This is a genomic window from Streptomyces sp. B93 (assembly GCF_018070565.1).
Lineage (GTDB): Bacteria > Actinomycetota > Actinomycetes > Streptomycetales > Streptomycetaceae > Streptomyces.
In genome coordinates this window covers 95,621-113,527 of record NZ_JAGPXL010000020.1, presented here as the reverse complement: position 1 = coordinate 113,527, position 17,907 = coordinate 95,621, and the positions used below count along the sequence as shown (strand labels likewise).

The following is a 17,907-nucleotide window of genomic DNA, read 5'->3' as shown; positions in this document are numbered from 1 at the left end:
ATCCGCCGCTAAGCTCACCCGGCGTGCCCCGACCGCCTGACGCACACCACCCACCGCCCGACAGCCGCCAAGCTGATCCCGGCGTGCCGCCACCCACCTGACGCGCGCCCCCCACCGGCCGATGGCCGCTAAGCCGATCCCGGCGTGCCGCCCCCGCCTGATGCGTGCCCGCCACCGGGCGATGGCCGCTGAGCCGATCCCGGCGTGCCCCCTGCCACCGGGCGCGCCCTCCACCCCCACCGAGCCGCAAGCCGCCAAGCCGGCCCGGCGTGCTGGCGAGGCGCCGACGCGCCCTCACCACCCACGCTCACCACCCAGCCCACCCAAGGGACCGGCACGGCTCGGCCACCCGTCTTTCCGGGCCGTCCGCTCGCTTCTCACCCGGGCTGGAGCGGGCCGGGGTCAAGGGGCGGCCGCAGGCCGATCGGCGTAGCCGACGCGGAGCGTAGCGGAGCGCCCTTGAGGCCGGGTCGTGGAAGCACGACACTGGCCAAGAAGCGGGCGGCCCCAACGGCAACCAAGGCAACGAACCCGCCGCCTCACCCCTCCGCGACCACCACCGCCGACGCCACCCCCGCGTCATGGCTCAACGACACATGCCAGGACCGCACCCCCAACTCCGCCGCCCGTGCAGCCACCGTCCCGGTCACCCGTAGCCGAGGCTGCCCGCTGTCCTCGACGTACACCTCGGCATCCGTCCAGTGCAGCCCCGCAGGCGCCCCCAGCGCCTTGGCCAGCGCCTCCTTCGCCGCGAACCGTGCCGCGAGCGAGGCAACCCCCCGGCGTTCCCCGCTGGGCAACACCAACTCCCGCTCAACGAACAGCCGCTCCGCCAGCCCGGGCGTCCTCTCCATGGACGCCCGGAACCTGTCGATCTCGGCCACGTCGATGCCGACCCCGATGATGCTCATGCCGAGCACCTTACGGCGGGGGTCGGATCAGGAGCCCGCGTCCTCCCCAGTACCCTCAACGAACAGCTCATCCGCCCGCTCTACAGTGACGGCACGCGCGAGCAGCTCGTCGAGAAGCGGAAGATCGGTACAGCCGACCACCCGCTCCCGTACGGCGTCGGGGACGGAAATGCCCCGAACCTCAAGGACACGCAGGACGCCCTCTGCCTTGCCCTTCGCCTCGCCCTTGGCTTCCCCCTTGGCCTCACCGTCAAGGTAGGCCTCCTCGAAAACGGTGCCCCTGCCCGGGAAGTAACTGACGACCATCTTCTCCAGCTCTCTCCACGTTTCCTTGGCCGGAGTGTTCTCCAGGCCGATCTCCAGCAGTTCCGACCAGTACTTGGCGGTGGCCTTGTCGAACGACCGCATCGCGTGAGCCAGCAGGTTCAGTATGCCGCTGATCCCCTCGCTCTCGCTGTGTACGATCGCCGCGAAAGTCGCCATCGCCGGATGCCGAGCCACCTCCGACTCGTCGGTGATTCGGGCGACGCTGTCCGGACCCAGCACGAACGGGCGCAGGACCAAGGTCGACCAGGTGCCGACCCGGCACTCGAAGGGCCCGACCGCCCACGCAGCAGTTCCCTTGTTCCGGCAGACCGTGAGAAGCAGCACCGGCAGCCCGAACTTCGCCTGCAAGTACGCCACGTAATACGCCCAGTTCACCCCCTTGTCAGGAGCTGGCGAGGTCTGCGCCTCAATGGCGAGGAGGAAAGCGTCCCCTTCCGAGGGAACGACCTTCAGCACCGTATCGACGCGCCGCTCAAGCGGCTTGACCTCTGTCGCGTCCGGCGTGATCGCCTCGATGTCCGCTTTCGCGGGTGGAGTTAACCCCAGCGCCGTGAAGACGGGGGCGAGAACCTCAGGGTGATCCTGGAAGATCCGGTGAGAGGTCTCGTGGGTGGATGTGACCATGTGCGCCACTTTCCTGATCCGAAGTCCGGGAGATCCGATAAACACGGGAGCGTTCACTCTTTCGAGCGGCGCCGAAACGTTCACGCCGCCGACGTCAGCTCGCACCACACGCACTTGCCCCGATTCCCGTCCCTGGCCAGCGGCTGCCACCCCCACACATCCGAACAGGCCCGCACGAGCGCCAGCCCCCGCCCTTCCTCCGCGTCCGCGCTCCGCTCGAACGGCACCGGCGGCTCAGGTGGAGCGGGATCCGCATCCCACGCCCCGATCCGCAACACCCCGGCGAGCCAACGCACACGCAGGGCAGCGGGCCCCTTGGTATGCCGTACGGCGTTGGACACCAGCTCAGCCCCAAGCAGTTCGGCCACGTCCACGAACCGGATGAGGCCGTGCATGGTGAGGATGAGCCGGAGGGTACGGCGGCTCACCGTGACGGCACGGAGGTCGTTGGGGATGTAGAGGGTGTACTCCCAGGACTCGTTTTCGGGCATGCGTCAACTCCGGTTCGGTGGTTTGGGGGATGGAGGCAGAGCGGTGTCATTGCCGCAGCCGACACGGCAGGACGACTGCGGTGCGCTTCCACTGCGTACCGCTTACGTCACTGACGGTAGACCTGAATGTTTCGGCACTGCAAGCCGGTCGCGTAATCTGACCCCGAACGAGTCGCGCCCGCGGGCGCGTTGTACCGAGGAGCGGCCGATGCCCACGAGGCGTGAACCGACGGCACGACAGTTGCGCCTGGGAGTGGAGCTGCGCAGGCTCCGCGAGGCCGCAGGACTCAGTTCCCGTGAGGCAGCCGCTCTGCTGGGCGTGAGCAACGTCCAGATCAGCCAGATCGAGAACGGCTTGTCGGGGGTGAGCGAGCAGCGACTCCGCCGCCTCGCCTCGAATTACTCGTGTACGGATGGCAAGTTGATCGACGCCCTGGTGGCCATGGCCAGCGATCGAACCAAAGGCTGGTGGGAGAAGTACAAGTGGCAGCTACCCACGCCGTTCCTTGACCTCGCCGAATTGGAGCACCACGCCACATACCGGCACGACGTGGAACTTCTCTACATCCCCGGCTTGCTTCAGACGGAGGACTACGCCCGCGCCACCTTCTCGTCGCGGGTTCCCGAACTCCCCCCAGATGATCTGGAACTACGCGTTGCCCATCGCATGCAGCGCAAGGCGATCCTGGAAGGACCCGCACCTGTGCGGTACGAGGCGGTGATCCATGAGGCAGCCTTGCGCATCAAGGTCAGCGACAGCGCTGTCTCGCGAGCCCAGCTCGCCCGTGTCATCGAGCTTGCTGAAGCTGACCACATCACCGTGCGCGTCATTCCCTTCGACCTCGACGGCTTCGGCGGCACCTGGACCTCCATGATGCTGGCGGGAGGAACCGTGCCACGGCTCGACACCGCCCTCGGCGACGCACCTCACGGAACGGACTTCATCGACTCCGAAGCTCAACTCAACGTCCTTCGAACGCTCTTCCGTAGAGTTGAGGCGGTGTCACTCGACCCCGACCGATCCCGTGACTTCATCCACAACGTGGCCAAGGAATTGTGAGGAACTCTTCATGACCACACCCACCAATTGGCGGAAGTCGTCTTATTCCGGCGGCGGAGACGGCAACAACTGCGTCGAGATCGCCACCTCTTCCACCCGCATACGCATCCGCGACTCAAAGGCCCCAGCCAACGCCATACTCACCTTCCGGCCCGAAGCCTTCGCCACCTTCCTCAACACGGTGAAGCGGCGTCACTCCACCGTCACCGACTTCGCCAGATTCCGAGGCTGATCCACCTCGTTCCCCCGAGCCGTCGCCAGCTCGCAGGCGAAGACCTGCAACGGCACCGTCGCCACCAGCGGCTGGAGCAAGGTCGGCGTCACGGGCACCCGCACCAGGTGATCCGCGTAGGGCACGACCGCCTCGTCGCCCTCCTCCGCGATGACGATCGTCCGCGCACCCCGGGCCCGGATCTCCTGGATGTTGGAGACGATCTTGTCGTGGAGGACGGACCGCCCCCGGGGCGACGGCACGACCACGACGACGGGCAGGTCCTCCTCGATCAGGGCGATCGGCCCGTGCTTCAGCTCGCCCGCCGCGAACCCCTCGGCGTGCATGTAGGCAAGCTCCTTGAGCTTCAGCGCGCCTTCGAGGGCAACGGGATAGCCGACGTGCCGCCCCAGGAACAGCACGGTCCCCTTCGAGGCCAGCGACCGCGCAAGCTCCCGCACCGGCTCCATGGTGCCGAGCACCCGCTCGACGGCCCCCGGCATCTCCGACAGGTCGCAGACGACGTCGCGGATCTCGTCCCCGTACTTGGTCCCGCGCACCTGCCCTAGGTACAGCGCGACGAGATAGCAGGCCACCAGCTGCGTCAGGAACGCCTTGGTGGAGGCGACCGCCACCTCGGGCCCCGCATGGGTGTAGAGCACCGCGTCCGATTCCCGCGGGATGGTCGACCCGTTGGTGTTGCAGATGGCGAGGACCTTCGCGCCCTGCTCCCGGGCATGCCGCAAGGCCATCAGCGTGTCCATGGTCTCCCCGGACTGGGAGATGGCGATGACGAGGGTCTGCTGGTCGAGGATCGGATCCCGGTACCGGAACTCCGACGCCAGTTCCACCTCGCACGGAATCCGCGTCCAGTGCTCGATGGCGTACTTGGCGATGAGACCTGCGTGGAAGGCCGTACCGCACGCCACGATCACGACCTTGTCGACCTCGCGCAGCACACTCGCGGGAATCCGCACTTCGTCCAGCCGCAGCGACCCGGACCCGTCGATACGCCCCAGCAACGTGTCGGCGACCGCCTTCGGCTGCTCGGCGATCTCCTTGAGCATGAAGTAGTCGTAGCCGCCCTTCTCGGCGGCGGAGGCATCCCAGTCGACGTGGTACGAACGTACGTCCGCCGGACGCCCGTCGAACCCGGTGACGGTCACCCCGCCCCGCCGCAGCTCGACGACCTGATCCTGCCCCAGCTCGATGGCGTCCCGCGTATGGGCGATGAACGCGGCGACATCGGAGGCGAGGAAGTACTCGCCCTCCCCGACCCCCACCACCAGCGGCGAGTTCCGCCGCGCCCCGACGACCACGTCCGGCTGGTCGGCGTGTACGGCGACCAGCGTGAACGCGCCCTCCAGCCTGCGGCACACCAGCCGCATCGACTCCGCGAGGTCGGCGCAGGACGAGAACTCCTCGGCGAGCAGATGCGACACGACCTCGGTGTCGGTCTCGGAGGCCAGCTGATGGCCCCGCTCCTCCAGCTCGGCCCGCAGCGCGGCGAAGTTCTCGATGATCCCGTTGTGCACGACGGCGACGCGCCCGGCGTTGTCGAGGTGCGGATGGGCATTGGCATCGGTCGGCGCACCGTGGGTGGCCCACCGGGTGTGCCCGAGCCCTGTCGGCCCCGTCGGCAGGGGCCGCTCGGTCAGCTCCTTCTCCAAGGCGACGAGCTTCCCGGCCCGCTTGGCGGTGGCGAGCCCGCCGTCGGCGAGGACGGCGACGCCCGCCGAGTCGTACCCCCGGTACTCCAGCCGCTTCAGCCCGGCCATCACGACCTCAAGAGCCGACTGCGGCCCCACGTATCCCACGATTCCGCACATGTGCGGCACCCTACGTGCGAATGACCGTCCGAACCGGCCCCTGCCTGCCCGAATTCGGAAATTCCCACCACCGTACGAACGCCCCCAACACCCCGCTCACGTCTTCGCCCGATAGGCCCGCATAGCCAGCGGATAGAAGACGACGGCGATCCCAGCCGCCCACACCAGCGACCACAGCACCGGCTCCGCCACCGGCCCGCCCAGCAGCAGCCCGCGGAAGGCGTCGGACAGGTGGGTGACGGGATTGACGTCGCTCCATGCCTGGAGCCACCCCGGCATGGTGTCGACGCGGACGAACGCGCTGCTGGTGAAGGTGATGGGGAAGATCAAGGTGAAGGCGAACGCCTGCACCTTCTCCGCGTCCCCCGCGAGCATCCCGATGAGCACCGCACACCACGAGACCGCCGCCGCGAAGACCACGACCAGCACCAGCCCCAGCAGGAACCCGTCGAACCCGCCGGTGACCCGGAAGCCCAGCAGGAGCCCCAGCCCGAGCATCAGCAGCATCGCCCATATGTGCTTGGCGAGGTCGGCGGTGATGCGGCCGACGAGGGGGGCGGAGCGGGCGATCGGGAGGCTGCGCAGCCGGTCGAAGACGCCCTTGGTGAGGTCGGTGTTGAGTGCCATGGCCGTGTACATGGTCATGAACAGGGTGTTCTGGACGATGATCCCCGGCAGCGCGTACTTCAGGTACGCCTCGGGCGACCCGGCCATCTGCCCGCCCAGCACGTACGTGAACAGGAACACGAACATGATGGGCGTGATGCTGTAGTCCACCAGTTCCAGCGGGTTGTGCTTGACGGCGACGAGGCTCCGCCACGCCATGGTGAAGGTCTGCTGAAGCCCGGCGAGGGGCCGGACCCGTCCGGACTGGGTGATCGGGGCGTCGACGGCACCGGTGGCGGCGGTCATGGCCGCATCACCGCCTTCTGGAGTTCGTTGTCGTCCTCGTGCACGGCGGCCCCGCCATTGCCCTCGGCGTCGCCCGGCTCGGCGCGGTGCCCGGTCAGCGCGAGGAAGACCTCGTCCAGCGAGGACCGCCGCAGCGCCAGCTCGCCGACCGCGATCCCCTCGCGGTCGAGCGTGCGCACCACGGCGGGCATCAGCTGGGGGTCCTTCACCGGCGCGGTGACCAGCTCCCCCTCGATCTGGGTCTGCCGCCCGGCCTCACGCGTGACCAGCGCGTGCACCCTCTCCAGATCCCGGCCGAGCAGCGGCCGCAGTTGCAGCACCTGCCCGCCCACCTGCGACTTCAACTCATCCGGCGTGCCCTCGGCGATCACCCGGCCCTTGTCGATCACCACGATGTCGTCGGCGAGCACATCGGCCTCGTTCAGGTACTGCGTGGTCAGCAGGGCCGTCGCCCCGTCCGCCACCAGCCCCCGCAGCATGTCCCACAGCTCACCCCGGCTGTGCGGATCGAGCCCGGTGGTGGGCTCGTCGAGGAAGAGGATGCTGGGGCGGCCGACGAGGGAGGCGGCGAGGTCGAGCCGTCGCCGCATCCCACCGGAGAAGGTCTTCACAGCGCGCCCGGCGGCATCCGTCAGCTGGAACCGCTCCAGCAACTCCCCCGCCCGCGCCTTGGACTCCCGTCGGCTCATGCCGAGGAGCCGCCCGATGAGCAGCAGGTTCTCCGTGCCGGTCAGGTTCTCGTCGACCGCCGCGTACTGCCCGGTCAGCCCGACCAGGGCACGGACCACCCCGGCGTCCCGCACCACGTCATGGCCCGCCACCTGCGCCCGCCCGCCGTCCGGCTGGAGCAGCGTGGCGAAGATCCGCACAGCCGTCGTCTTGCCTGCCCCGTTAGGCCCCAGCAGCCCGAGAACCGTCCCTTTGTGTGCCCCCAGGTCCACCCCGGCCAGCGCCTCGGTCTCCTTGAACCGCTTGACCAGGCCTTCCGCCTCGATCGCGTACGTCATGGTCACCCCTCGGGGTCCGTGGACCCCGGCCTGGGCCCACCCTTCCCACAACTGTGACGCACGCCACTGACATTCCCCCGCTTGTCCCGGTTCGCCCGTGAATAAGACGCGCGTGATGTATGCCACCCCGCCGTCCCTTCGTACGCCCGTAACAATGGACTGTGATCTCTCCGGTCCCCGCGATGCCCCGGAGCGCCCACCGGCCCAGGCCGGAGGCGACTCCCTACGTCGATCTCACCCGAGCCGAGTGGAGCGCGCTGCGCGACAAGACGCCGTTGCCGCTCTCCGCCGAGGAGGTCGAGAAGCTGCGCGGCCTCGGCGACGTCATCGACCTCGACGAGGTGCGGGACATCTACCTCCCGCTGTCCCGGCTGCTGAATCTGTACGTCGGTGCCACGGACGGGCTCAGGGGCGCGCTGAACACCTTCCTCGGTGAGCAGGGGTCGCAGTCGGGCACGCCGTTCGTGATAGGCGTCGCGGGGTCGGTCGCGGTCGGCAAGTCCACCGTCGCCCGGCTGCTCCAGGCGCTGCTCTCCCGGTGGCCCGAGCATCCGCGGGTGGAGCTGGTGACGACGGACGGGTTCCTGTTGCCGACCCGGGAGCTCGAGGCCCGCGGGCTGATGTCGCGGAAAGGTTTCCCCGAGTCCTACGACCGCCGGGCGCTGACCCGCTTCGTCGCGGACATCAAGGCGGGGAAGTCCGAGGTCACCGCGCCCGTCTACTCGCACCTCATCTACGACATCGTGCCCGGAGAGAAGCTCGTGGTCCGGCGGCCGGACATCCTCATCGTCGAAGGGCTGAACGTCCTCCAGCCCGCCCTGCCCGGCAAGGACGGCCGCACCCGGGTCGGCCTCGCCGACTACTTCGACTTCAGCGTCTACGTCGACGCCCGCACCGAGGACATCGAGCGCTGGTACCTCAACCGGTTCCGCAAACTGCGCGCCACCGCCTTCCAGAACCCGTCCTCCTACTTCCGCAAGTACACCCAGGTGTCGGAGGAGGAGGCCCTCGACTACGCCCGTACGACCTGGCGGACGATCAACAAGCCGAACCTCGTCGAGAACGTCGCCCCGACCCGCGGCCGGGCCACCCTGGTCCTGCGCAAGGGGCCCGACCACAAGGTCCAACGCCTCAGCCTGCGCAAGCTGTGACGGCTACGCTGCCCGCATGCTGCATCTGCGTCTGATCGTCCCTCAGGAGAAGACCGACGACGTGGTGCGGCTGATCGACGACACCGTCGGCACCACCCATGTCGTCGTGGTGCCCGGTGTGGCCCGGGAGCCCGCCGGGGATGTCGTGAGCTGCGATGTCGCCCGGGAGGCCGGTGACGAACTCCTCAACGGTCTCCAGCGGCTCGGCATCGAGGAGTGCGGTTCCATCGCCGTGGAGAACATCGACCTGTCGCTGTCCAAGCGGGCGGTCCGGGCCGAGAAGGAGGCCCCGGGCGAGCCCGCGGACGCGGTGCTGTGGGAGCACCTGGTCGAGGAGACCCACGAGGAGTCGACGCTGTCGGTCACCTACCTCGCGTTCATGACGCTCGCCACGATGATCGCGGCCTGTGGTGTCGTCCTCGACAACGCGATCCTGATCGTGGGCGCGATGGCGGTCGGCCCGGAGTTCGGCCCGCTGACCGGCATCTCCACCTCGGTGGTGCAGCGCCAGCCACGCCTAGCGCTGCGCTCGCTGAACGCGCTGCTGGCGGGTTTCGCCCTGGCGATGGCGGTGACGGTGGTCTTCAGCCTGCTCATGGACGCCGGGGGCCTCTTCACCGAGGCGGGGCTCGAGGGCGACCGGCCGCAGACCGGGTTCGTGTACGCCCCCGACGCCTTCTCCTTCGTGGTGGCGCTGCTGGCCGGTGTCGCGGGCACGCTCTCCCTGACGTCCGCCAAGTCCGGCGCGCTGGTCGGCGTGGCCATCTCGGTGACCACGATCCCGGCCGCCGCCAACGCGGCCGTCGCCCTCAGCTACGGCGACATGGCCCAGACGGCGGGTTCCAGCAAGCAGCTGCTGCTCAACCTGGGCGCCATCACCCGGAACCGCCACGATGCTGCTCCAGAAGTGGCTGTGGGGCAGGCAGCGGGGCCGCCTGCACGCGCCGCGCGTTTGACGCCCCCGGAAGAGGCCAAGGGGTGCGGGGAACTGCGCGACCGGCCACAACGAACCCGCGGCCCGCGACGCACAGCAACCCAACCCCCACCGGCCGAGCCGCAGAACTACCCCAGCGCCGACTTCACCGCATCCGCCAGCCGCCCCGCCACCGACCGCGCCTGGTCGATGTCGGCCGCCTCGACCATCACCCGGACCAGCGGCTCGGTGCCGGAGGGCCGCAGCAGGACGCGCCCCGTGGAGCCCAGTTCCCGCTCCGCCTCGGTGATCGCGGCCGCGAGGTCGGCGGAGGTCCCGACCCGCCCCTTGTCCACGTCGGGCACGTTGACCAGCACCTGCGGCAGGCGTTCCATCACGGACGCCAGCTCCCGCAGCGAGCGGCCGGTCTCGGCGACGCGGGCGGCGAGGAGGAGGCCGGTGAGGGTGCCGTCGCCGGTGGTGGCGTGCTCGAGGACGATGACGTGGCCGGACTGCTCGCCGCCGAGGGCGTGGCCCTTGTCCTTCATCTCCTCCAGCACGTACCGGTCGCCAACGGCGGTCTGGACGAGCTGGATGCCCTCGCGTTCCATGGCGAGCTTGAAGCCCAGGTTGGACATCACGGTGGCCACGACGGTGCCGGAGCCCAGCGCGGCACGCTCCCGCATGGCCAGCGCGAGCACCGCGAGGATCTGGTCGCCGTCGACCTCGTCGCCGGTGTGGTCCACGGCGAGGCAGCGGTCGGCGTCGCCGTCGTGCGCGATGCCGAGGTCGGCGCCGTTGGCGAGGACGGCGGCCTTGAGCTGGTCGAGGTGGGTGGAGCCACAGCCGTCGTTGATGTTGAGGCCGTCGGGTTCGGCGCCGATGGTGATGACCTCGGCCCCGGCGCGCGCGAAGGCGTCCGGCGAGACCCGGGCGGCGGCGCCGTGCGCCTCGTCGAGGACGATCTTCAGGCCGTCGAGACGGTTGGGCAGGACGCCGAGGAGGTGCTGGACGTACTGGTCGGCGCCCGCCTCGTGGTCGCGCACCCGGCCGACCCCGGCACCGGTGGGCCGCTCCCAGGGCTCGCCGCGCCGGTGCTCCTCGTACACCCGCTCGATACGGTCCTCCAGCTCGTCGGCGAGCTTGTGACCGCCCCGGGCGAAGAACTTGATGCCGTTGTCCGGCATGGCGTTGTGGCTGGCGGAGAGCATCACACCGAGGTCGGCGCCGAGCGCGGCGGTCAGGTGCGCCACGGCCGGGGTCGGCAGCACGCCGACGCGGAGCACGTCCACGCCCGCACTGGCCAGGCCCGCCACCACGGCGGCTTCCAGGAACTCCCCGGACGCGCGCGGGTCCCGCCCGACCACCGCCGTCGGCCGGTGGCCCGCGAAGGTGCCCGCCTCGGCAAGTACGTGCGCCGCCGCGACGGAGAGACCGAGGGCCATCTCGGCCGTCAGATCCGCGTTGGCGACACCACGCACGCCGTCCGTGCCGAAGAGTCGTCCCACTTGTCCTCCTGAGGATGCATCAGTACCGGCAACCGCCGCCTGCTGCGGCCCGCACATGCGACTGCCGTGGCCGGGGCCACAAGGGTCCGGCCATCTCATCACACCAGCCCATCACACAAGCCTTTGAGCGTCTTGTGCCGTTATACGCCTGATGGCTGTGATACACGAACGCCCCGGCAGCACGATGGCGTGCCGCCGGGGCGTTCGGAGTACGCAGCCGCAGATTAGCGCTTGCTGTACTGCGGAGCCTTGCGGGCCTTCTTCAGACCGGCCTTCTTGCGCTCGACCGCACGGTCGTCGCGGCGCAGGAAGCCCGCCTTCTTCAGCGGACCGCGGTTGTTGTCGACGTCGGCCTCGTTCAGCGCGCGGGCCAGGCCGAGGCGGAGGGCACCCGCCTGACCGGAGACACCGCCACCGGCGATACGGGCGACGACGTCGTAGCGACCGTCCAGCTCGAGCACCTTGAGGGGCTCGTTGACTTCCTGCTGGTGCACCTTGTTGGGGAAGTAGTCCTCAAGGGTGCGGCCGTTGATCTTCCACTTGCCGGTGCCCGGGACGATCCGGACGCGGGCGATGGCGTTCTTGCGGCGGCCCAGGCCCGCGGCGGGCTGGGGCTCGCCGAAGCGGGAGGCCATGGACTCCGAGGTGTACTCGCCCTCGACGGGGACCTCGGACTCGGTGGTGTAGCTGTCGATGTCAAGCTCTTCGAGCGGCTGCTCGGCAGTGGTCTCGGCCACGATTCTCCTCAGATTCTCTTCAGTCTTAGGGGGTGGCCGGACTTACTGCGCGACCTGGGTGATCTCGTACGGCTGCGGCTGCTGCGCGCCGTGCGGGTGCTGGTCACCCTTGTAGACCTTCAGCTTCGAGAGCATCTGACGGCCCAGGGAGTTCTTGGGGAGCATGCCCTTGACGGCCTTCTCGATGGCCTTCTCGGGGTTCTTCTCCAGCAGTTCGTCGTAGCGGACGGAGCGCAGACCACCCGGGTAGCCGGAGTGGCGGTACGCCATCTTCTGGGTCCGCTTGTTGCCGGACAGGTGCACCTTGTCGGCGTTGATGATGATGACGAAGTCACCGGTGTCGACGTGGGGCGCGTAGATCGGCTTGTGCTTGCCCCGCAGAAGGGACGCGGCGGTGGAGGCGAGACGGCCCAGGACGATGTCCTGAGCGTCGATGACGTGCCACTGGCGCGTCACATCGCCGGGCTTGGGGCTGTACGTACGCACGGTTCGTAGCCTTCGCTTCGAGTGAATGGTCCTGACAAGGTCACCGAAACGATCACGACAGCCTGGGCCCACGGCGGCGACGCATACCGCGTGCGTGGGGTCGCTGGTCATCGGCCCGGTGGACCGGTGTAAGGGCCCGTCCCGTGAGAATGAGCAAGCCAATACACAACGAACCAGCAGGATACCGGGGCGGCGCGGAGGGGTCAAAACGCGCGATCGGAGAGGCCTCGGGACCGCGGCCAGAAGGCCGGGGCGCGCGAGCGAGAGAGCCCGGTATCGCGCGCCCCGAGAGGCCGGCACCCGCGCCCCGAGAAGCCAGGACCCCTGACCAGCAAAGCCAGGACCCGCGACCAGCAAAGCCAGGACCTACGCCCGGCAAAGCCAGCCCCCACATCCGAACGACCACCGACCGCTACCACCCCCACCCCCTCGACCACGGAGCGTGACAAGCCGGCCCCGCCGCCAGAACCCCGCCACCCCCAGGGCCCGTTGAGGCGGAACGGCCCGCCCCGCGCCCCGTCTAAGATGCGGCCCATGAGCTTTGGGCAGGGGGGACCTCCGTCGCAGTGGGATCCCTGGAAACCGCACTCGCAGCAGGAGCCGTGGAACAGCGGCGGCGGCAGCCAGACCCCGGACTGGGCGGCACTGGCCGAGGCGTCCGAGGCGCGCAACCGACGGCGCCGACTGCTGATGATCGGCGGGGGCGCGCTGGCCACCGTCGCGATCGGCGCCGCCGTCGCGGTGGCCGTCGTGTCGGCGGACGGCGGCGATCCGGCCGCCAAGCAGCCCTCGTCCCAGCTGCCCGCCACCGCCGGCCTGCCGAGCAGCCCGGCCGCGCCGTCGTTCGAGCCGACCTCGGCGCCGCCGCCGCTGGACCCGAAGGACTTCATCGCCAGCAAGAAGAAGGACAAGGCCCCGCTCAGCCCGCAGACGCTCTTCCCGGGCACCCAGCTGACCATGGGTGACACGGTGTACAAGAAGGGTCCGACGGCCGACACGACGAACTGCGCCTCGGCGGCGGAGCGCACCCTGCCGAAGATCCTCACCGACAACGACTGCACCCGGCTGATACGTGTCACGTACACCAAGGACGGCGTCGCGGTCACGGTCGGCGTGGCGGTCTTCGACACCGAGGCGCAGGCGACCAGGGCCAAGGAGCAGGCCGACCAGAAGAGCATCGTCCGGGCGCTGTCCGGCGGCGGTGTGAAGGCGTTCTGCTCCGGAGCCGTCTGCCGCTCCACCACCAACGCCTACGGCCGGTACGCCTACTTCACCCTCGCCGGTTTCACCAACGGCAAGGACGTGACCACGAAGGACACGGCCGTCTTCGCCACCGGCGACGACCTGGCCGAGTTCACCTTCCGGCAGATCCGCCGCCGCGGCGAGGCCCAGGCGTCGGCAGCGGCGAACGAGTAGCGCCGGGTGCGCAGCCGCGGCCGGCTCGGCCTGCTCGGCGCCGCCGCGGGCGCCGCGCTGCTGACCCCGCTGGGGGTCTGGAGCCGGCTGAAGACGGGCGGGGAGGATGCGCCGGGCCCGACCCTGGTCCCCACCGACCTCCGCGCCCGCGACCCCCGGGCCACCCCCGCCGCGCGCCGGGCGTACGCGCTGCTGGCGGGCCTGGAGAACGACGCCCGCCGGGGTCGTCCGAGCCGCACGCTGATCGGGCAGCACGTGGAGCTGCACAACGAGCGGTACAACGCGGTCTACGGCGACTACCGGGGCACCAAGCCGCCGGGCTACTACTACCGCAAGGCGCGGGACATCACCGGTCGGCTGCCCGCCTTCGTGGAGCTGGACCTGGGCCCCGGCTACGGACAGCCGGGCTGGGCGGTGGGCGAGGCGCGGTCCTACTCACGGGCCTGGCCGAGCTGCCGCCCGATGTGGGGGTACACCGACGACGCCGTGGACCTCGCGGTCGGCGTGTGGGCCGGGCTGCCCCGGGCGGCCGACGGCTCGTACCGTCCGTCCGGCGGGCACACCGACTGCTCCTCCGGCACCGAGGCGCGGCTGCCGGAGAACGGGGGCGAGCCCGGGGGCCTGGTCGGTTTCTCCTTCCACCAGCCGTATCCGGGCAGCCCGGTCAAGGGCTTCGCGCAGACCAAGCACCGGGCGTCGCCCGGGGCGCGGGACGACGGCTGGTTCGCCCGGGTGATCACCCCGGGCAGCTCCGAGAACCAGGCCCTGTTGTACGACCTGGCGTTCCTCGCGGACCATCTGGCCTACCTCGCCGACTGCGGCGTACCGGTGCTGCTGCGGCCGTACCACGAGATGAACACGGCACCGGGGAAGGGCTTCTGGTGGGCGGGCCAGGACCCGGCGGCGTTCCGCGCGCTGTGGCGGCTGACGTACGACTACCTGGTGCACCGGCGCGGCCTGCACAACCTGATCCTCGTGTGGTCGCCGAACTCATGGGACGGCGGCTACGGACACGACCCCAGCCCCTACTACCCGGGCGGCCGGTACGTCGATGTCGTGGGTGTCGACGACTACAGCGGTTCCCCGGCCGACCCGTTCGGCGGCGGAGCCTGGACGGAGCCGTGGTACCGCGGACTGGAGAGGTACCGCAGGCCCCGGATCGTCGCCGAGTCCTTCCATGTGCCGCTCAACGCGGCCCGGCCGGAGACCTTGTCCAGGACGCCGTGGGTGCTGTGGACCGTATGGGGTCAGGCGCTGACGTACGACAACGTCTCCACTCCACGCCAAAAGAACACCCCAGACGATGTCAAAAGGACGTATTACTCCCCTCACGTTGCCACAGGGCAACCTTTCACTTGATTAACTTTTGACCACATCTCCCTCACAGCCGTTCCCGCATTCACACCCGTGTGCGAGCATTGTGGATCTGTTCGGCCAACGGTTTGTCGCCCGGGGGGGCTTCTGACTGGCGCGTGGCCGACGTGACGCCAATGGAGGCGTCGGGGGGCAACACCAGGAGCACCGTGCCGTGAGCGCCATACCGCGCGCCCGGTCGGATTCTGCCGTGCCCCGACGCACCACCGATCTCATGGGGAGTGCCGCAGTCGTCATGGCTACGACAATGGTCGACGGGGGTATGCCGCATTCGCGGCACAATGCGAAGCTCGCGAAACGCACCGCGTCATGGAAGCCGGGCATCCTCCCCTTCCTGGTGCCGTTCGTCGCGCTGGTCGCTTTCGGGCTGTGGTCCTACAAGCCCAGTTCGTCACCGCTGAGCTGGATCCTGACCGTCGTCTGGTCACTGCCCGTGGTGGGCGTGCTGGTCGGCCTCCAGGGTGCGCTGCTGATCCGCCGCCGGGTCCGCCAGAGTGACCGGATGACCGCTCCGGCCCCGGCGCACGAGGACTTCCTGATCGTCCTGTGCCCGACCATCGGCCGCCACGACACCTACCCGGCCCTGGAACGCTCCGTCCTGTCCTACGTCGAGCACCTGCCGGAGTGGTTCCCGTACATGCGGGTCGACATCCTCACCGAGGAGGGCTGCGAGGCCGCGGCCGACATCGACCGGCTCGCCGCCTCGCACCCGCTGATGCGGGTGATCACCGTGCCCAAGGACTACGTCCCGGAGAACGGCACCCGCTTCAAGGCCCGCGCCAACCACTACGCCCACGAACTGCGCATCGCGGAGGGCGAGGCCCTCGACTACGTGTGGGTCCTGCACATGGACGACGACACCGGCGTGGGGCCCGACACCGCGTCCTCGCTCGCCCAGTTCATCAACCGGCAGCGCCGCGCCCATCCCGACGAGGCCAAGCACATGGCCCAGGGCATCCTCACGTACCCCCGTGAGAACGCGGTCAACATGTTCACCTGGCTCGCGGACGCCGTGCGCCCCGCCGACGACATCGCCCGCTTCCGCGCGCTGACCGGCATGGGCACCCCGGCCGCCGGTGTGCACGGCGAGCTGCTGGTGCTGCGCGCCTCCGTCGAGGCGGAGATCGGCTGGGACTTCGGCCCCAAGGAGATCGTCGAGGACGCCCGGCTCGCCCTCACCTTCTGCCGTATGTACCCGGGCCGCAGCGACTGGTTCAACGGCCGCTGCTACGGCGCCTCCCCGGCCAGCGCCGAGGACTTCGTCAAGCAGCGCGACCGCTGGGCGTGGGGCCTGGTGGCGCTGTGCTGCAACAAGGCGGTGCCCTGGCGCTACCGCTGGTTCCTGTCGATCTGCGTGGCCACCTGGATCCTCGGCCCGCTCCAGCACATCGCCGCCGTCCTGCTCATCGGCTGGCTGATGAACGACATGAACACCTCCCCGGCGACCCAGTCCGTGGTCATCCTGTGGGCCCTCAACTTCGCCTATGTCATCTGGACCTACTGGGAAGGGCTGCGGCTGAACGCGCTCGCGTCGCTCAGCGGCCGGCGCAAGTGGTGGGAACCGATCGTGGTGGTCGCGCTCATCCCCGTGTTCTCCGTGCTGGAGGGCCTCGGCGGCTTCAAGGGCTTCCTGAGGTTCGTCCGCCGCGAGGAGAACAAGTTCGTCGTGATCGCCAAGCCCGCCTGACCGCCCGGAAGACAACTGACATGCGTTCACGACTGCCTCTGCTTGCCATTTTTCCGGTGACCTTCCTCACCGTCGTCCTGGGCACCCCGTTCGTCATCGGCGACCACCCGGTGCGCTGGGAGTCGGGTTCGGCCCTGCCCAGGTTCGTGATGGGCGAGGCCGAGGAATCCGCCACGTCCTCCGACGACACCACCGACGACGGTGACCCGGGCACCCCCGCCCCGCCGTCCTCCGCCTCCTCCGGCGCCCTCCGGGTCGCCGAGCCGTGGAAGGAGGGCAGGGCGCAGTGGGGCGTACAGCTCTACTGGGAAGAGGAAGAGCAGAAACGTTCCGACTCCTTCATCGAGAAGCAGGCCGCCAAGCACGCCGAGTACCTGATCGGCCTCGGCGCCAACTCGGTCTCCCTCTCGTTCCCCTACTTCACCGAGGGCGTCACCTCCAACACCCTCTCCGCGGAGGCCAAGACCCCCTCCCCGGAGCGCGTGCAGCGCGTGCTGAAGGTGTTCAAGGAGGCGGGCTTCCGCACCACGCTCCGCCCGATCATGGACGAGGCCGCCCTGGACCCGCCGGAGGGCTGGCGCGGCAACATCGAACCCGCCTCCCGCTCCGCCTGGTTCACCTCCTACGGGGAGTTCCTCACCCCGTACCTCGAAGCCGCCGAGAGGACGAAGACCAACACCTTCGTCATCGGCACCGAGCTGAACTCCATGGAGGGCGACCCCGGCTGGACCGCCCTGGTCGGCTCCGCCGAGCAGACCTTCTCCGGTGAGGTCGCCTACGACGCCAACTGGGACAACTACGTCTCCGGCCGCATCAACATGCCGGTCAGCCACCTCGGCGTCGACGCCTACTTCCCCGTCCAGGTCGACGACGACGCCTCCGTCGACGCCCTCGTCGACGGCTGGCAGGGCTGGCTGGACAAGAAGGCCACCGGCCCGCTGCCGAACATCACCATCTCCGAGACCGGCATCGGCGCCATGGACGGCGCCTACCACGCACCCGGCGACTTCTACACCAAGAACGCCGTCAACCCCGAGGTGCAGGCCAACTGGTACGAGGCCGCCTGCCAGGTCGTCCAGGAACGGCGGATGCAGGGCGTCTACTGGTGGTCGATCTGGTTCGACGACGACCCCAACGACGCCCCGGACGACAAGGTCGCCTCCCGGCTCGACTTCGCCGGACGCCCCCTCACCGAGAAGGCCGTCAAGTCCTGCTTCACCTCTGACTACGCGGGTCCCGGCACCGACAACGCGAGCTGACCGA

General features: G+C 69.5%; 16 protein-coding genes and 1 pseudogene. 8 read left to right on the top strand and 9 right to left on the bottom strand.

All coding sequences use genetic code 11. The annotated features are described in order from the left end of the window. Window positions 1–539 precede the first annotated feature (539 nt). The 3 genes from KBY47_RS20755 to KBY47_RS20745 are packed head-to-tail and all read right to left on the bottom strand — an operon-like array spanning window position 540 to window position 2,353. A complete protein-coding gene (locus KBY47_RS20755) occupies window positions 540–911 on the bottom strand; it encodes a holo-ACP synthase (RefSeq protein ID WP_210922783.1) in 372 nt (123 codons plus the stop codon). A 27-nt stretch (window positions 912–938) separates the two neighbouring features. After that, entirely contained in the window at window positions 939–1,946 is a 1,008-nt protein-coding gene (locus tag KBY47_RS20750) for a hypothetical protein (RefSeq protein ID WP_308405218.1), read from the bottom strand. Continuing rightward, window positions 1,943–2,353 (bottom strand): ATP-binding protein, encoded by a 411-nt coding sequence (locus tag KBY47_RS20745; RefSeq protein WP_210922781.1) that lies wholly within the window; start codon window positions 2,351–2,353, stop codon window positions 1,943–1,945. Before KBY47_RS20745 ends, KBY47_RS20750 begins: the two co-directional genes overlap by 4 nt. Window positions 2,354–2,561: 208 nt before the next feature. On the opposite strand from KBY47_RS20745, the gene KBY47_RS20740 reads away from it, so the two are divergent. Continuing rightward, window positions 2,562–3,413 (top strand): helix-turn-helix transcriptional regulator, encoded by an 852-nt coding sequence (locus KBY47_RS20740; RefSeq protein WP_210922779.1) that lies wholly within the window; start codon window positions 2,562–2,564, stop codon window positions 3,411–3,413. Window positions 3,414–3,423: 10 nt separating this feature from the next. After that, window positions 3,424–3,645 (top strand): DUF397 domain-containing protein, encoded by a 222-nt coding sequence (locus KBY47_RS20735; RefSeq protein WP_210922778.1) that lies wholly within the window; start codon window positions 3,424–3,426, stop codon window positions 3,643–3,645. Here the strand turns inward: KBY47_RS20735 and glmS are convergent. From glmS to KBY47_RS20720, 3 genes are all read right to left on the bottom strand, one after another. Continuing rightward, window positions 3,606–5,453 carry a glutamine--fructose-6-phosphate transaminase (isomerizing) gene (gene glmS, locus KBY47_RS20730; protein WP_210922777.1) on the bottom strand — a complete coding sequence of 616 codons (1,848 nt, stop codon included), beginning with the start codon at window positions 5,451–5,453 and terminating at the stop codon, window positions 3,606–3,608. The two genes, KBY47_RS20735 and glmS, sit on opposite strands and share 40 nt — an antisense overlap. A gap of 96 nt (window positions 5,454–5,549) precedes the next feature. Further along, window positions 5,550–6,365 carry an ABC transporter permease gene (locus KBY47_RS20725; protein ID WP_210922774.1) on the bottom strand — a complete coding sequence of 272 codons (816 nt, stop codon included), beginning with the start codon at window positions 6,363–6,365 and terminating at the stop codon, window positions 5,550–5,552. Further along, window positions 6,362–7,372, bottom strand: coding sequence for an ATP-binding cassette domain-containing protein (locus tag KBY47_RS20720; protein ID WP_210922772.1), 1,011 nt, complete (start codon window positions 7,370–7,372; stop codon window positions 6,362–6,364). The genes KBY47_RS20725 and KBY47_RS20720 overlap by 4 nt, the downstream gene beginning before the upstream one ends. 182 nt (window positions 7,373–7,554) lie before the next feature. Here KBY47_RS20720 and coaA point away from each other — a divergent pair, with 182 nt between their 5' ends. Together coaA and KBY47_RS20710 are read left to right on the top strand one after the other, a co-directional pair. Then, window positions 7,555–8,523: a type I pantothenate kinase gene (gene coaA, locus KBY47_RS20715; RefSeq protein ID WP_210922770.1), complete on the top strand. Its 969-nt coding sequence runs from the start codon at window positions 7,555–7,557 to the stop codon at window positions 8,521–8,523. Window positions 8,524–8,539: 16 nt separating this feature from the next. Beyond that, window positions 8,540–9,479, top strand: a pseudogene (locus tag KBY47_RS20710) (DUF389 domain-containing protein). A 106-nt stretch (window positions 9,480–9,585) separates the two neighbouring features. On the opposite strand, the gene glmM reads toward KBY47_RS20710, so the two are convergent. The 3 genes from glmM to rplM form a co-directional block, all read right to left on the bottom strand. Beyond that, window positions 9,586–10,944 carry a phosphoglucosamine mutase gene (gene glmM / locus KBY47_RS20705; RefSeq protein WP_210922768.1) on the bottom strand — a complete coding sequence of 453 codons (1,359 nt, stop codon included), beginning with the start codon at window positions 10,942–10,944 and terminating at the stop codon, window positions 9,586–9,588. Between the two features lie 224 nt (window positions 10,945–11,168). Then, window positions 11,169–11,681, bottom strand: coding sequence for a 30S ribosomal protein S9 (gene rpsI, locus KBY47_RS20700; RefSeq protein WP_210922766.1), 513 nt, complete (start codon window positions 11,679–11,681; stop codon window positions 11,169–11,171). Between the two features lie 42 nt (window positions 11,682–11,723). Then, complete coding sequence (gene rplM, locus KBY47_RS20695; protein ID WP_210922764.1) at window positions 11,724–12,167, bottom strand: 50S ribosomal protein L13; 444 nt, start codon at window positions 12,165–12,167, stop codon at window positions 11,724–11,726. Window positions 12,168–12,701: 534 nt separating this feature from the next. On the opposite strand from rplM, the gene KBY47_RS20690 reads away from it, so the two are divergent. The 4 genes from KBY47_RS20690 (at window position 12,702) to KBY47_RS20675 (ending at window position 17,903) form a co-directional block, all read left to right on the top strand. Next, on the top strand, window positions 12,702–13,583 hold the full coding sequence (locus tag KBY47_RS20690) for a hypothetical protein (RefSeq protein ID WP_210922757.1): 882 nt from the start codon (window positions 12,702–12,704) through the stop codon (window positions 13,581–13,583). Window positions 13,584–13,589: 6 nt separating this feature from the next. Beyond that, complete coding sequence (locus KBY47_RS20685; RefSeq protein WP_210922755.1) at window positions 13,590–14,942, top strand: glycosyl hydrolase; 1,353 nt, start codon at window positions 13,590–13,592, stop codon at window positions 14,940–14,942. A gap of 250 nt (window positions 14,943–15,192) precedes the next feature. Continuing rightward, window positions 15,193–16,644 (top strand): glycosyltransferase family 2 protein, encoded by a 1,452-nt coding sequence (locus KBY47_RS20680; protein WP_247694980.1) that lies wholly within the window; start codon window positions 15,193–15,195, stop codon window positions 16,642–16,644. A 56-nt stretch (window positions 16,645–16,700) separates the two neighbouring features. Further along, a complete protein-coding gene (locus KBY47_RS20675; protein ID WP_308405216.1) occupies window positions 16,701–17,903 on the top strand; it encodes a hypothetical protein in 1,203 nt (400 codons plus the stop codon). Window positions 17,904–17,907 lie beyond the last annotated feature (4 nt).